Here is a 15,410-nt window from a genome sequence, read left to right as displayed (position 1 = left end):
TTTAAATGATAAGAATTTATATGTTTCACACTATAAATTATCCTTATATTTCTCGCTGAAACGGATACCGTCCTTATAAGGACAGCGTAACCGTTTCCACTTGACATACCTAAAAATTTTACCGCCAGAACTAACAGATATCCATTCGAACCCTGTCCGGCGCTTGCTAAGATTGTACCTGTAGTTCGAATCCTTTACATTTTGAAAGGTGGTTCAAGTCAGATGTTTGGTAAAAAGTTTGGGGTTATTGCAGCATCGGTCACTCTCTTAAGTGTAGTGCTAACTTCCTGCGGAGGAGCGGCAGACAACAATGGGGCGGCGAATAGTCAGGAAACGGCCGGGGCAGACGTGAAGAAGTCAATATCGTTATGGATGTTTGACGCAGACCCGATGTACCAGGCTTCTGCTGATGCTGTTGCTGAGGAAATGGGCCTGGATTTGAAGTACGAATATATACAGGATGAGACGTACAAAACCAAGCTTAGTGTCGCTCTCGCCGCGAACGAACTGCCGGATGTATTCCAGCAGCATGCCGGACAATCGTTCCGAACCCCGGTTTTGCAGTCGAAGACGGTAGCTCCGCTGAACGATACGCTGGATTCGACAGGACTGGGTGCGCAATTTCTGGACAATCAACTGGTGAAGGAAGAGGATGGCAACATTTATTCCGTTCCGTCCAATATCAGCACGACACTGGTGCTCTATTATAATAAAAAGCTGGTCAATGAGCTTGGCGCTTCAGCCCCTAAGACATGGGAGGACCTTCAGTCGCTTATTCAATCCGCCAACGATAAGGGAATCATTCCAATTGCCCTGGGAGGAAAAGAAAGATGGCAGGCGGATCTGCTCTACAACATGCTGGTAGCGCGCGAGAACGTGGATGCCTTTGATCATGCGATGAGCGGTCAGGGGAAATTTACAGATGCGCCATTCGTTGAAGCGGCTAACCGCGTGCTTGAGCTGGTGAAAACGAATGCCTTCCAGAAGGGATTCATCGGTTCTGCCTACCTGGACGCGCAGGAGCTGTTCAAGAACGATAAAGCATTGATGTGGATCGACGGAAGCTTCAACTTCTCTGCGCTGTCGACGGCAATGGGCGATAACCTGGGTTACATCGTGTTTCCTAAGACAGGCGCGGAAGATGTATACAGTGCGACCATCGGTTTTCAGAACGCGAAAGCACCTTACTCCCTGTTCGTGAACAACAGCTCCAAAAATGTGGAACCGGCCAAAGAGTTTGCCATTCGCCTGTCCTTGAAGCTCAATGACGGTTTTGTCAAAAAAGGGCTGCCCGGCTATGCCAAAAGCGATGTGAAATCCGAAGCCCAGAACGAGCAGCTTGCAGCGTATGCAACGGATATCGGCAAGACAGCAAAAACACAGGCTATGTGGTTCGGTCTGCTCCCGGCGGCTGTCGGGCAGGAGTATCGCGATCTGACACAGCAGTTGTATGGCGGGATGCTGACTGCCGAGCAGTTCACAACTCAATTGGAGACGCTGCTCCGCAAGGCGAATTAGGACGGCGCAACCCGGACAAGGCCCGGAACGCAGGGTGTTTCGGTTAGAAATATACTTTGGGAAAAGCGATGCCGCCCGTGAGGACCGCATCGCTTTTCTGCAACCTGGCAGGTGGATAATTTATGGAAAAAGCGCTCTCCAGCAAGAAAATGCTGACTTTGTTTTTATTGCCCGGCTTACTCCTGTTTCTGGTTTTCTATTTTGTCCCTATTGTGATGACGGGATATTACAGTCTCCAGAAGTGGGACGGCATCAATCCGATGACCTATATAGGACTGGACAACTATGTTCAGATGTTTACGGAGGACAAGAGCTTCTGGAAGGCGGTATGGAACAGTCTTGCTTTTATAGGCGCAGGTGTGTGTATCCAATTGCCGCTTTCATTCGCCCTGGCGCTACTCGTCTCCCGAAAAGTAAAGGGGCGTAAATGGTTCCGCAATATCTATTTTTTCCCTGTAGTGATGTCAACGACAATGGTGAGCCTGCTGTGGGTCAAGATCTACGATCCGAACATCGGCATGCTGAATGCGCTGCTGGAAGCCGCCGGGCTGGGCAGCCTGGCACAGGCATGGCTCGGTGACACCGGGACCGCATTGCTGTCGGTTCTGATCGTAACAACCTGGCATTATGTCGGCTACAATATGCTGATGCTGTTCGCCGGTATTCAGGGCATCCCCGAGCAGTATTATGAAGCGGCGAAGCTGGACGGGGCCACAGGCTGGAAGGCTGTGCGTCATATTACTTTGCCTTTGCTGGCTGATGTGATGCGGATATGCGTAGTCCTGAACGTCATTTATGCGCTCAAGACTTTTGAAAGTGTGTATGTAATGACAAACGGAGGTCCGCTTGATTCTACAACTATGATCGCCCTGAAAATGTTCCAGGAGGCCTTCCTGAAGCAAAATTTCGGTTACGGCAGCGCGCTTGCTGTATTTATGGTGCTGGAATGCCTCGTCATTGCCTGGGTGCTGAACAAGGTGCTAACCCGGGAAAAAATTGAATATTAAGGAGGGACGGACATGCTCAAAAAAACGAAAAAAGCAGGCATCTACGCGCTGATGGTTATCATAGCCGCCCTCCAGTTGTTCCCGCTGTATTGGCTGATCATAAGCGCATTTAAGGATAATTCGGAGATTATTGGCGGGACGGTGTGGGCGCTGCCGCAGACATGGCGGTTAGGCAACTTCACGGAGGCGTGGGTAAGCGCCAGGGTTGACCGGTATTTTTTTAACAGTCTCTTCGTTACGCTGGTTACTCTGGGGTGTGTGCTGCTGCTCTCTTCCATGATGGCATATGCCTTGACGCGCATGAGGTTCAGATGGAATGGTGTGATTCTATTCATTCTGCTGATGGGAGTTATGATCCCGATTCATGCCACGCTGATCCCGCTGTTTATGATATTGAAGAACCTGGGCGTTCTCAGCTCAAGATTGTCTGTGATTTTGCCGTACATTGCTGTGAATTTGCCTATTAGCGTATACATGCTCTCGGCTTTTCTGCGGACGATGCCGAAGGAGCTGGAGGAAGCCGCGTTTATGGACGGCTGCGGCGTCTTCAAGTCGTTCTTCCGGGTGGTGCTGCCGCTGCTGAAGCCTCCGCTCGCTTCGGTGGCCATCTACGTATTTCTGGCGGTCTGGAATGAATTGCTGATGGCGGCCACCTTTATTCAAAAAGAAGAGCTGCGTACGCTCCCGCTGGGATTGATGAACTTCAGCGGACAGTACAGCATCAGTTGGGGGCCGCTGGCAGCGGCGATGGTGATCTCCACCCTCCCGATTCTGCTGGCTTATGTGCTGTTCAGCGATCAGATGGAGAAGAGCTTCACGGCAGGGGCAGTTCTAAAGTAAATCGACAGGAGAGGGATTTAGCATGATCAGTTCCGCTGGAACGGGAAATACGGTGAACCTTGTGATTCTTGCGACCTCTGATCTTCACGGCAACCTGTGGGGATACCGCTACGAAGACGGCGCAGATACGGCAAATGACGGTATGGCAAGGGTGGCCTCTTATGTGCAGGAGGTAAGGCAGAGTGGAGCGGCGGTCATTCTAATTGATAACGGTGATGTATTTCAGGGGAATATACTGACTGACGATGTGTACAACAAAAGGCTGGACATTGTGCACCCGGTATCTGTGGCGATGAATGCCATGGGCTATGCGGCCATGACCCTGGGCAATCATGATTTTAACTTCGGATTGGGCCTGATTGATAAATTCAGCAAGGAGCTGAATTGTCCCGTACTGGCGGCTAATGCTTGGTACCGCAGCGGGGAGCGCTTTGCACAGCCATATTCCATAATAGAGGTGCAGGGCATTAAGGTGGCAGTAATCGGGCTGACGAATCCGAACGTTCCGCGATGGGACGGAGACAAGGTGAGCGCTCTGCGGTTCGAAGCTATGCCTGAAACGGCGCGGAGCCTGAGCGCGGAGCTAAAGGCCGGCAAGAAGGCGGATATCATCGTGATCAGCGCGCATGCGGGGATGGTAGCCGAGTTCGATGAAGAGGGAGGCTCCGATTCCGCAGAGCATATCGCCAGGCTGGTCCCTGAGGCCGACGTGCTGATGGTTGGCCATATGCACATTACCGTCAAGGAGCGTTTCGGCGATACCGTGATCGGCGGTCCACGCGACCGGGGCCGGGAAGTGGTCCGCTTCGACCTTGAGGTTCAACTGGACGGAGATCAGCCCCGCGTTGTAGGGCGTGAGGTTTCGATTATTGATATGGGAGGCTGGGAGCCGGACCCGGCTATCCGCAGCATCGTCTCGGAGGCGCACGAAGCGACCCTCCGGTTCATAGAACAAGGCGGCAGAGCGAATTCTTCCGGGGAGGGCGGCAGAGTGGCTGAAGCGGCAGCCGATTTTCAGCCGCGGGATGAAATCAGCGGCGTACCGGAGGGGAGACTGCGGCCTACGGCGGTGATCACCCTTATCCAGAAGGTGCTGCTTCAGGCCAGTGGAGCGGACGTAGCTGCGACAAGTCTTTTCTCCGACAAGGCAGATCTGAGAAAAGGGCCGCTGACCTATGCGAATGTGTTCAGCATCTATCCGTTCGACAATCTGTTGTACGTCGTGACTGTAACTGGTAAAGAGCTGAAGACATACATGGAAATCTCGGCAGCGCATTACAATCAGTGGAAGCCGGGCGATCTTTCCGTCAGCTTCAACCCGGAGGTGCCCGCCTACCTATACGATATGTTCGCCGGCATTCATTACCGGATCGACCTGTCGCAGCCTTCCGGCAAACGTATCAAAGATGTGGTGTACAACGGACAGCCGCTGGCTGATAACGAGCCGCTGCAGCTTGCGGTCAACAATTATCGTTACAGCAGCTTGCTGAAGGCATCCAGACTGGTGAGGGCCACGAAGCATTGGGAGTCGCCGCAGAGCATCCGCGATTTAATTGTGGACTATATCCGGGAACGTCAGACGATATCGCCTGAAACTGATGACAACTGGTCCATTGCGGGGATCAACCTAAGCAGTCCTTACCGTGATGAAGCTATCAGGCTGGTGAACGAGGGGAAGCTGGAGCGGCCCACCCATAAATCGCTGAATGTGAAGGAGCTTCAAGCCGGAGGCTGGATTTCACTTTCACCGCTGAACAAGCCCTCAGATCGAAGGATTTGACAATTGCTGTCCAGTTCTTGAAATGCTATGATATATTCGCATGCCCACAGCGGTATTGCAGACAATCGAGCACAAAGGTGGACTTTAGATGAACATTGCATTGCCAATTATTACGCTTGTCGTAGGTCTGATCGGCGGATTCTTCATCGGTGTATATTATCTCCGCAGACAAATGACAACGATGCAGAATGATCCTGAAATGCTGCAAAAGGTCGCCAAGCAAATGGGTTATAACCTGAACGGAAAACAAATGCAGCGTGCCCAGCAGATGATGAAGAACAACAATCAGCCGGGCCGCGCTCCTGCGGCTAACAGAGGGCAGCGCCGTAAGGGAAAGTAACAGGCCCAAATAGATGAAATCAGCTACGGGTACGGAAGGGGGAGGCTTCATGGGGGGCGTCAAGGAATACATCAACGGCAAGGTTGCTGCGAACCGGGAGCAAATCGAGTACCACGTTGAGAAAATATTGGAATTGATCGGTGAAGACACAGGCCGCGAAGGACTGCTGGAAACACCGGCCAGAGTTACAAGAATGTACGAGGAGATCTTCGGCGGCTATTCGATAGATCCCCGTGAGGCGCTCGGCGTGACCTTTGATGAGTCTCATGAAGAGCTGGTCATTGTAAAAGATATCGTATATTACAGTCAATGCGAGCATCACATGGCTCCGTTCTTCGGCAAAGTGCATATCGGCTACGTTCCAAGCGGCAGAATAGCCGGACTCAGCAAGCTGGCCCGCCTCGTTGAGGCGGTGAGCCGGCGTCTGCAGGTGCAGGAACGCATCACGGCGCAGATTGCCGACATTATGACAGAGGTGCTGAACCCGCATGGTGTGATGGTCATTGTGGAAGGGGAGCATCTGTGCATGTGTTCCCGCGGGGTGAAGAAGCCCGGCAGCAAGACCGTTACTATGGCAACGCGGGGGTCCTTCCGTGAGGATGCCGCTGCCCGGGCGGAGTTCCTGGCTTTGATCAAAGAATAGAAGATAGCATATACAAAAATCCCGTTCATCACGCAAAGTGACGGACGGGATTTTTGGTTGCATCTAGCATCGGCAATCAATCGGCGGGGGAGCTTCTTTTTACGGCGGCCTTCACAGCTTGGGCAGCCTATTCGCTGACGGTTAATAAGGCTCCCAGACAAGCTTGCGGGCGGCGGCATACCGTTCGGAGACATAGGGCCAGTTGACAACCTTCCACCAGTCCTTAATATAATCTGCCCGGTTGTTCTGATGCTTGAGGTAATAGGCATGCTCCCATACATCCAGAGCGAGCAGCGGAACCACATCCCATTGCGACAGGTCCTGGTGCTTCTCCGCCGTCAGAATTTCCAGCCTGCGGCTGCGCGGGCTCCAGACAAGAATGGCCCAGCCGCCGCCCTCGACCTTATTCGCCGCTTCGGTGAACTGCTCTTTGAAGGCATCGTAGCTGCCGAAGCTGCGTTCAATGGCATCCATCAGCGCACCGGTCGGACGGCCTCCGCCCTGCGGGGACATGACGTTCCAGAAGATGGTATGCAGATAATGTCCGGCCCCGTTAAAGGCAAGCTCACGCTCCCAATGCTTCACAAGATCAAAATCCTTGGTTTTGCGGGCCTCGGCCAGCTTGTTCTCGGCTTTGTTCAGCCCGTCTACGTAGCTTTGATGATGCTTGTCATGATGAATGATCATCGTCTTCTCGTCGATGTACGGCTCCAGTGCATTGTAAGCATAGGGAAGCGGCGGCAGAGTATGGCCCCCTATGGGAACGATGCCTTGCTCCCGTCTTTCTGAGAAAGTAACGGCTAAGGGACCTGGTTGATCATGCTCCGCCGGGCTGCTTCCGCCCTCAGTAACCGGTGCAACTGCTGCATCCGGGTCTGAACGTTCTCCGGGTTCCTCGCGCATCCACCCGGGGTTGTGGCTCGCGATGGTCAAGCCGTTCAGCTTGACCAGGAAATATTCCGATTCCCGGATGATATGCAGCAGGACGGTCACGGCCAGCGGTTGGGCCTTCACGGCGGCGCTTCCTTCCATCAGCGCATATAGCTGCCGGACGAACTCCCGGGACTGGGCGCAGGCCACGTGCAGCAACTGCTCTGTTTCGGCAGCCAGCGCCGGCTGGCCGGAGGTTGCCGGGGCCAGCCAAGCCGCCAGCAACTGCTGTGCCGCCTGCTCTGTAGCCCCAAAGACAACGGCCCATTCATCCAGCAGTTTAACGTAAGGCTCCTCGAGCTGAGGGACAATGGCTTTGATTACAGCCGTATGCTCCTGCTCTTGTTTTTTCCAGAATACGATTTCTTCCAGAATGCGTACTGGCATCAGCGGCCCATATATATCCAGCATTGCATGCAGTCCTCCCGTCATAAGTCATTTAACAGTTCATTGTATGAGGGGAGGAAGCGGCTTATGTGGCTTGGGAGGATGCTATTATGGATAAGACGGCTATTTGCTCGCGGTTGAAGTCTCCTTGTGCTCCTGGGCTTTAGCCAACTGCACATTGCCCAAAAAAGCGGACACACGCCGCAGATATTCACGCGGATGCTCCCGGAACAGCAGCTCATGGTGGCTGTCCTTCACGATCCAGGAAGTGGAATACGGATTGCTCTGGTTGGCTGCCAGCTCCTCCGCAATCGGATAAGGCGCTTTTTCATCCTGGGTGCCGTGCATGAACAGTATCGGGAACGGATAATCCTCCGATTTCACCTTGGTATAAGGGATCTGGTTCAGACCTGTGCCGTTCAGCACCGGGAAGAGCAGCTTCATAATCTCCAGGGAAGGCTGCCGGGGCAGGTCGATATTCTGCTTGATGTTATGATACAGCGTATCCGGCTCGAGCAGGAAGGTGCTGTCCAGAATCATGGCATCCACATCCTTGGTAACCAGTCCAGCCTGCAGCGCAGTGCCCGCACCCATGGAGAAGCCCCAGACGACGATTTCTTTGGCTCCGCGTTCCTTGGCGAATTTTATGGCTCCCAGGAGCTGCTGGGATTCCTTTTTGCCGCCGGTGGCGATATCCCTGTTGGTCTTGGAGGCAAAGCCGTAATCGAACATGATGACATTAAAATGAAGGCTGTGCGCATAATGGGCAAGATCGTACATGGGCACCCAGGTTTCTTCGCGATTGGCGCCGTAGCCGTGGCTGAATACGATGGTTTTGGTCGCGCCTTTGGATGGAATATACCAGCCCTGCATTGTACGGCTGCCGTCGAGTGCCGGAAAGGTGATATCCTCATAATCCAGTCCCTTGGCCAGTGACGGGTTGGAGTAGAGCGGAGCCACTGTAGGATTGGAGAGCACCCAGGCGATATAGCCGTGCAGTGCGATGAAGCAGAAGGCAAAGAAGAAAAAAACGGACAGCAGCAAAGCGACGATAATATGCTTGAAGCGGATCATCCGCAGTGAGAGCTTGAGTGCAGAGCTCGGCATTGGCTCATCGGGTTGACGGGAGACCGGCCTGCCGGTACGCGTGGTTGCTAAATCCATAAGGTCCCCTCCAATACATGGTCGAGAATTACGAAATTAATTCATATATTTAATCGTATGATTCTACCCTTACAAAGTCAATGAAATCGCCGCTTTTGTAATCTAACTGTAAAGTGTGGTCCAGTCTTTTCCGCCGTCTGAATATGCTGGACTTTTCTTGGGCTGTTGCTCTAAGATAGAGTTGATCAGAATTAAAATATGTAACCGGGTTTCATTTAGTGAAACAGCCGAAGGGGAGATCGCTGTGGAGGACCGTAAACTGACCGTACGCGCCGTGGAACGTGCGCTGGATATATTGCTTTGCTTTACGCAGGAAAGTGACAGTGATCTGAGCTTGACGGAGATTGCTTCCGCAATCAATTTACATAAAAGCACCGTCCACCGGCTGCTGACGACTCTGGAGGAGAGGGGCTTCCTGCTCCGCAATGAAGCCACAGAGAAGTACCGTCTGGGCATCCGCATCTGGGAACTGTCCACGCATTTGCCGACGCTGGATGAACCGGCAGTGCTGCTGCTTCCGGCGATGGAACGGCTGCGGGACCGGCTGGGAGAGACCGTCAGCCTGTATTTGCGCGACGATCTGGAGCGTGTGCGCATTCAGGCGGTGCAGAGCCAGCAGGCCATCCGCCGGGTCGCGCAGATTGGCGCCCGGCTGCCGCTGTCGGTGGGCGCGTCAAGCAAGGTGCTGGCCGCATACGCGCCGCATGAGGTGCAGGTCCGGCTGCTGGCTGACCCCGGCTGGCCGGAGTCTGTTGACAGAAGCGTGTACATGGAGCAGTTGCGGGAGATTACCCGCCTGGGTTATGCAACAAGCTTCGAGGAACGGGAGCCGGGTGCGGCTGCGGTAGCAGTGCCCATCGTCGGGCGCAGAGGTGCGGTGGTGGCCGCGCTCTCCCTGTCGGGACCTGTCAGCCGCCTATCCCCGGAGACACTGGAGGAGTATGCGGTGATTTTGAAGGAAAATGCTGCCGAAATGGGACTCATGATGGGATAATTCATAACATTAAAAGCCTCCGACCAGTCCCTTAGGGAGATGTCGGAGGCTTTGTTGTAGTTTGAGAAGAGGGTAAGCAGACAGTGAAGTCCGCTTACCCTCTTTGGCGAAATAGTCTATTCTACCGTCAGTGCAGAGTCCGAAGTGGCGGCATCGGCCAGCATCTGGCGGAGCACGGTCTGCAGAATGCCGCCATTGCGGTAGTAGTCAATATCAACGGTGCTGTCGAGGCGGGCGATAACCGGGAACTCGAACTGTGTGCCGTCTTCGCGGGTAGCGGTAACGGTAAGCTCCTGACCCGGGAGGACATCGTTGCCAAGCCCGGTGATATTGAAGGTCTCGCGTCCGGTCAGCCCCATGCTGCTCCAGCTATGGCCTTCCTGGAATTGCAGCGGCAGTACGCCCATGCCAACGAGATTGCTGCGGTGAATCCGCTCGAAGCTCTCGGCGATTACGGCTTTGACGCCCAGTAGCAGCGTGCCCTTGGCGGCCCAGTCGCGCGAGCTGCCTGTGCCGTATTCCTTGCCCGCGATAACGATCAGATTCTGTCCGGCTGATTGATACAGCATGGACGCATCATAGATTGACATGACCTCTTCGCTTGGCAGGAAGGTGGTAACGCCGCCTTCCGTTCCAGGAGCGACTGCGTTGCGGATACGGATGTTGGCGAAGGTGCCGCGCATCATCACTTCATGGTTCCCGCGGCGTGAGCCGTAGGAGTTGAAGTCGGCGCGTTCCACGCCATGACTCCGCAGATATTCACCGGCCGGACCGGAGGTGGAGATATTGCCCGCTGGTGAGATATGGTCGGTGGTCACGGAATCGCCCAGCAGCGCAAGCACGCGGGAGTTGCGGATATCCTTGATATCGCCTACGCCGTCTGCCAGATCCTCGAAGAACGGCGGGTTCTGGATGTACGTAGAGTTATCATCCCATTCGTACAGCTCGCCTTCCGGAACTGGTATCGAATTCCAGCGTTCATTGGCGGTGAATACATTCTCATATTTGCGGCGGAACATCTCCGGACTAAGGGAGAGTCCGATGGCTTCATTGATTTCAGCGGAGGTCGGCCAGATGTCGGCAAGGTATACGGGTTCGCCTTGCGGATCATAGCCGAGCGGCTCGGTCTTCAGATCAATGTTGACCGTACCTGCCAGCGCATACGCAACAACAAGCGGCGGGGAAGCCAGGTAATTCGCTTTGACCTGGGCATGCACACGGCCCTCAAAGTTCCGGTTCCCGGAAATTACGGCAGCTACCGTCATATCATTGTCCGCAATTGCCTGGCTGACTTCATCCGGCAGCGGGCCGGAGTTGCCGATACAGGTGGCGCAGCCGTAACCGGCCAGATAGAAGCCCAGCGCTTCCAGCGGCTTCAGGAGGTCTGCCTTTTCCAGATATTCAGTCACGACCAGCGATCCCGGTGTGAGGCTGCTTTTTACATAGCCGGGTTTGGTCAGTCCGCGTTCTACGGCCTTCTTGGCAAGCAGACCGGCTCCGAGCATTACACTTGGGTTCGAGGTGTTGGTGCAGCTTGTTATGGCTGCGATTACGACCGCGCCTGTGCTGAGCTTGCTCGTGCTGCCGTTCTTGTGCTGCACTTCCACGACCTCGCTGATTTTCTCGTCACTGAGGCCATAGCCGCCTTTGTCTACAGGAGTGCGGATAATGCCTTCGAAATTCTCTTTCATCTGCGTCAGCTCAACCCGGTCCTGAGGACGTTTAGGTCCGGCAAGGCTGGAAACGACAGAAGCAAGATCAAGCTCAATGACATCGCTGAACTGCGGGTCTGGGGTATCCGAGGTGCGGAACATGCCCTGTGCCTTGTAATAGTCTCCGACCAGTTGCACTAGCTCCTCCGGACGGCCGGTACTGCGCAGATAGGCCAGAGTCTCTTCATCCACCGGGAAGAAACCGATGGTTGCTCCGTATTCAGGAGCCATATTGGCTACGGTCGCGCGGTCTGCCAGACTGATGTTGGCCAGGCCCGGTCCGTAGAATTCGACAAATTTGCCGACTACGCCTTTTTTGCGCAGCATTTGGGTGACGGTCAGCGCCAGATCGGTTGCTGTAGCGCCTTCCATCAGGCTGCCGGTCAGCTTGAAGCCGACAACATCCGGGGTTACAAAATAAAGCGGCTGCCCCAGCATCCCGGCTTCCGCCTCGATTCCGCCAACGCCCCAGCCTACAACGCCGAGGCCGTTGATCATCGTCGTATGCGAGTCGGTGCCGACCAGGGAATCCGGGTACACGACGGTTTCGCCGTTAACAGTCTTGGTGGCTGCCACTGAAGCCAGATACTCCAGATTGACCTGATGGACAATCCCGGTTGCCGGAGGAACGGCACGGAAATTGTTGAAGGCCGTCTGCGCCCAGCGCAGGAACCGGTAGCGCTCCTCGTTGCGCTCGAACTCCACGTTCATGTTGTATTCCAGCGCATCGGCTGTACCAAAAGCGTCAACCATTACCGAGTGGTCGATAACGAGGTCAACCGGCACGAGCGGGTTGATTTTCTTGGGATCGCCTCCGGCTTTTTTGACAGTATCGCGCATAGCCGCCAGATCGACAACCACCGGTACGCCGGTGAAGTCCTGCAGCACGATCCGCGCCGGGATGAAGGGGATTTCTTTATTGCGGTCGATGCCGCCTGCCCAGCCGGCCAACTGCTTCACATGTTCTTCTGTAATCGCCCGTCCGTCATATTGGCGGACAGCCGCCTCAAGCAGTACTTTGATCGAAAACGGCAGAGAGGAAATGTTGCCTGTTCCCTGCTCTTCCAGAGAATTAAGATGGTAGTAGCGATAGCTTTTGCCGCCTGACGTAAGGGTACGGGCCAGCGAAAAATGGTCCTTGATTGGCATATATGCGCCTCCTTGTTTCATCTGGTGAAACCACATTTCATATTGAGTATATCTCAAGTATAACGGTTACAAAGGGGGGAGTAAAGTTTTTTTTGCTGCTGAAAAGCCTGGATTTTCCCCGCCGCATGCGGTTTTTCGCGGCTGGGAAAATGAGGAAGGCGCCCCGCGCGGGGAGTGGGCGGAACACCGGCAAAAATGCCGTTGTTGGAGGGCCGCATGCGTGAAGTGGGCGAAACACCGGCAGAAATGCCGTTGTTGGGGGGCCGCCAGCGGGAAGTGGACCAAACACCGGCAGAAATGCCGTTGTCGGGGGGCCGCATGCGTGAAGTGGGCGAAACACCGGCAGAAATGCCGTTGTCGGGGGGCCACGTGCGGGAAGTGGGCGAAACACCGGCAGAAATGCCGTTGTTGGGGGGCCGCCAGCGGGAAGTGGGCGAAACATCGGCAAAAATGCCGTTGTCGGGGGGCCACCAGCGGGAAGTGGGCGAAATAACGGCAGAAATGCCGTTGTCGGGGCGCCGCGCGCGGGAAGTGGACCAAACACCGGCAGAAATGCCGTTGTTGGAGGGCCGCGTGCGGGAAGTGGACCAAACACTGGCAGAAATGCCGTTGTTGGAGGGCCGCGTGCGGGAAGTGGGCGAAACATCGGCAAAAATGCCGTTGTCGGGGGGCCCCGCCCTAATGCCCCGCCCTATTGCGCCCGGCTCCGCTGCTTCTTACTTCTAGCTGTATAGCTGCGAGGCTTTCTTCATATACATAGAACAGCAGCCAAAAAGGGATGAAGGGGCGGGGATGGAATGGAGCAGCAGTGGAAGCAAAGTCTCTATGTGTACGTGGATCAAGTGAATAAAGGGAGAGTTGCACCGGGGACGGATCTGCAGCGCAGCAGTGTCAGGGACCCGCGGTTTCTGCTGGAGCACGGAGAGCGTTCCCGGCGGCTGTCGCAGTGGTATAAGCGGCGCGGGATTACTCCGCTGCGCGGAGAGACGGGGGTGCGTACCCTGCGGACTGTGCGGCAGAATCCTGCGGAGGTGGTGGCGGATGTGGCGCTGCACAGTGCGCTGTATTATGAGAAGGGAGGAATCACACACCGCGAGGATGTTATCGAGTCTGAACGCCTGACCTTTGTGCGGGAGGGGGGCGCATGGGAGATTGCGACGGTGGAGCGTAGCGTGCCGGAACGGAACTCCGTGCGCAAAGTAGTGGGTGCAGAGCCGGCGCTGCGGCTGTCTAAATGGGGCGAGATTCTCCCGGCTCCGCAGCCGTCCCAGCCCCTGCTCAACCGGAATGTTCTCGGGGGGATTACAAGCAGCAGGGAGGTGCGCTACAACCGGGAAGAGGCGGCGGACTACGCCGACCGCTGGTGGAAGGACGGCAACCCGGAGTTCGAGGTTTTTGACGTGGACTGCACCAATTATGTCTCCCAATGTCTCTTTGCAGGGGGAGCGCCTATCAACTATACTGGTAAAAGAGAAACGGGCTGGTGGTACAAAGGCTACAACGGCGCGCAGGAATGGTGGAGCTTCAGTTGGGCAGTGTCTGACAGTCTGCAGCGCTATTTGAGCGCAGGCCGCAGCGGCGGACTTCGTGCCGAGGTGATGGATCGGGCCGATCAGCTAATGCTTGGCGACGTCATCCAGTACGATTGGGACGGCAACGGCCATTTTCAGCACAGTACGATTGTCACCGCTTTTGACGCGGGAGGCATGCCGTTGGTGAATGCACGGACGGTCAGCAGCCGTCACCGTTATTGGGATTACCGTGATTCCTATGCGTGGACCGACAGAACGGCCTACCGTTTTTTTCATATTAATGACTACTTATAAATCAGAAAGAGGTTAGGGCATGAGCAGCACAAAATTAACCGTAGGACTGGTGTACGGCGGCAAATCCGGAGAGCACGAGGTATCGCTGCAGACGGCATTTGCGGTCATGAACGCTTTTGACTACGCTAAATATGAGATTGTACCTTTTTATATTTCCAAGCAGGGGCTGTGGAAGGCCGGGGCAACGCTTAATGCTCCTTTCGGCGGGATTGAACAGCTCAAACTGGGCGGGGAAGCCGGGGATATGGGGGTGGCCCTAAATGCTGTATTCAGCAGATTGACCGGCGGAGAAGCAGCGATTGATGTGATGTTCCCGCTCCTGCACGGCACCAATGGGGAAGACGGAACGATTCAAGGCTTGTTCGAAATGGCTAATATTCCTTATATCGGTGCGGGAGTGCTGGCTTCATCGGCGGGCATGGATAAGGTAGTCATGAAGAAGCTTTTTGGGGAAGCGGGTCTGGATCAGTGTGAATATTGTTATTTTAATGCGGGGGCGTGGAAAAGCAAAAGCCACGAGTTGATCGTTGCTGTGGAGGATAAGCTGGGTTATCCCGTCTTCGTTAAGCCGGCTAATCTGGGCTCCAGTGTGGGCATCTCCAAAGCCGTTGACAAGGACAGCCTGACCAAAGCCATTGACTTTGCTTTCCGCTATGATACCAAAGTCATTATTGAAGAATTCGTCGATGCGCGCGAGGTGGAAGTCAGTGTGCTGGGGAATGAAGAGCCGGAGGCTTCGGTTCCGGGTGAAATCGTCTCTTCCGGTGAATATTATGATTACGCGGCAAAATATACCGACGGCAAATCACAGATGCTGATCCCGGCTCCTGTAGACCCTGAGATTGCCGACCGCCTGCGCGAATCAGCCATTCAGGCCTTCAAGGCAATCGAGGGCAGCGGGATTACCCGTGCAGACTTCTTCCTGCGCAGATCCGACGGCAAAATCCTTATTAATGAAGTGAATACGATGCCGGGCTTCACGCCATACAGCATGTATCCGCTGCTGTGGCGCGAGACCGGTGTATCTTATCAGGCGCTGCTGGACCGTATGATTGAGCTGGCGCTGGAGCGCTATAACTTCAAGCAGAATCTGAAATACGACAATGAATAATATTAAGCA

Annotated in this window: 13 protein-coding genes; 10 read left to right on the top strand and 3 right to left on the bottom strand. The window is 54.8% G+C overall.

Annotated elements, in window-relative coordinates; all coding sequences use genetic code 11:
- The first annotated feature begins 222 nt into the window (after window positions 1-222).
- The 6 genes from B212_RS0124010 to folE all read left to right on the top strand — a co-directional run bounded on the left by B212_RS0124010 (window position 223) and on the right by folE (window position 6,128).
- Entirely contained in the window at window positions 223-1,518 is a 1,296-nt protein-coding gene (locus B212_RS0124010; RefSeq protein WP_019913726.1) for an ABC transporter substrate-binding protein, read from the top strand.
- 122 nt (window positions 1,519-1,640) lie between these two features.
- Entirely contained in the window at window positions 1,641-2,525 is an 885-nt protein-coding gene (locus B212_RS0124005) for a carbohydrate ABC transporter permease (RefSeq protein WP_019913725.1), read from the top strand.
- Between the two features lie 12 nt (window positions 2,526-2,537).
- Entirely contained in the window at window positions 2,538-3,365 is an 828-nt protein-coding gene (locus B212_RS0124000; RefSeq protein WP_019913724.1) for a carbohydrate ABC transporter permease, read from the top strand.
- A gap of 22 nt (window positions 3,366-3,387) precedes the next feature.
- Entirely contained in the window at window positions 3,388-5,145 is a 1,758-nt protein-coding gene (locus B212_RS0123995; RefSeq protein ID WP_019913723.1) for a bifunctional metallophosphatase/5'-nucleotidase, read from the top strand.
- An 88-nt stretch (window positions 5,146-5,233) separates the two neighbouring features.
- The gene (locus B212_RS0123990; protein WP_019913721.1) at window positions 5,234-5,485 is read left to right on the top strand and encodes a YneF family protein; all 252 of its coding nucleotides are present in this window, start codon (window positions 5,234-5,236) and stop codon (window positions 5,483-5,485) included.
- 49 nt (window positions 5,486-5,534) lie between these two features.
- Window positions 5,535-6,128 (top strand): GTP cyclohydrolase I FolE, encoded by a 594-nt coding sequence (gene folE, locus B212_RS0123985; RefSeq protein WP_019913719.1) that lies wholly within the window; start codon window positions 5,535-5,537, stop codon window positions 6,126-6,128.
- 141 nt (window positions 6,129-6,269) lie between these two features.
- Here folE and B212_RS0123980 read toward each other — a convergent pair whose 3' ends face one another.
- Both B212_RS0123980 and B212_RS0123975 read right to left on the bottom strand, forming a co-directional pair.
- Window positions 6,270-7,469 (bottom strand): Fe-Mn family superoxide dismutase, encoded by a 1,200-nt coding sequence (locus tag B212_RS0123980; protein WP_019913718.1) that lies wholly within the window; start codon window positions 7,467-7,469, stop codon window positions 6,270-6,272.
- Between the two features lie 99 nt (window positions 7,470-7,568).
- Window positions 7,569-8,609 carry an alpha/beta fold hydrolase gene (locus B212_RS0123975; protein ID WP_019913717.1) on the bottom strand — a complete coding sequence of 347 codons (1,041 nt, stop codon included), beginning with the start codon at window positions 8,607-8,609 and terminating at the stop codon, window positions 7,569-7,571.
- A gap of 244 nt (window positions 8,610-8,853) precedes the next feature.
- Between B212_RS0123975 and B212_RS0123970 the strand changes: the two genes are divergently transcribed.
- Complete coding sequence (locus B212_RS0123970) at window positions 8,854-9,603, top strand: IclR family transcriptional regulator (RefSeq protein WP_019913714.1); 750 nt, start codon at window positions 8,854-8,856, stop codon at window positions 9,601-9,603.
- 116 nt (window positions 9,604-9,719) lie between these two features.
- On the opposite strand, the gene acnA is transcribed toward B212_RS0123970, so the two are convergent.
- Complete coding sequence (acnA, locus tag B212_RS0123965; RefSeq protein WP_019913713.1) at window positions 9,720-12,464, bottom strand: aconitate hydratase AcnA; 2,745 nt, start codon at window positions 12,462-12,464, stop codon at window positions 9,720-9,722.
- Between the two features lie 216 nt (window positions 12,465-12,680).
- On the opposite strand from acnA, the gene B212_RS0123955 reads away from it, so the two are divergent.
- The 3 genes from B212_RS0123955 (at window position 12,681) to B212_RS0123945 (ending at window position 15,401) form a co-directional block, all read left to right on the top strand.
- Window positions 12,681-13,190: a hypothetical protein gene (locus B212_RS0123955; RefSeq protein ID WP_019913711.1), complete on the top strand. Its 510-nt coding sequence runs from the start codon at window positions 12,681-12,683 to the stop codon at window positions 13,188-13,190.
- A 71-nt stretch (window positions 13,191-13,261) separates the two neighbouring features.
- Window positions 13,262-14,290 (top strand): amidase domain-containing protein, encoded by a 1,029-nt coding sequence (locus tag B212_RS0123950; protein ID WP_019913710.1) that lies wholly within the window; start codon window positions 13,262-13,264, stop codon window positions 14,288-14,290.
- 19 nt (window positions 14,291-14,309) lie between these two features.
- Window positions 14,310-15,401, top strand: coding sequence for a D-alanine--D-alanine ligase (locus B212_RS0123945; protein WP_019913709.1), 1,092 nt, complete (start codon window positions 14,310-14,312; stop codon window positions 15,399-15,401).
- Window positions 15,402-15,410: the final 9 nt, after the last annotated feature.

Origin of the sequence: Paenibacillus sp. HW567 (assembly GCF_000374185.1) — a bacterium.
Taxonomy (GTDB): Bacteria; Bacillota; Bacilli; order Paenibacillales; family Paenibacillaceae; genus Paenibacillus_AQ.
This window is presented reverse-complemented; position numbering and strand designations above follow the sequence as displayed.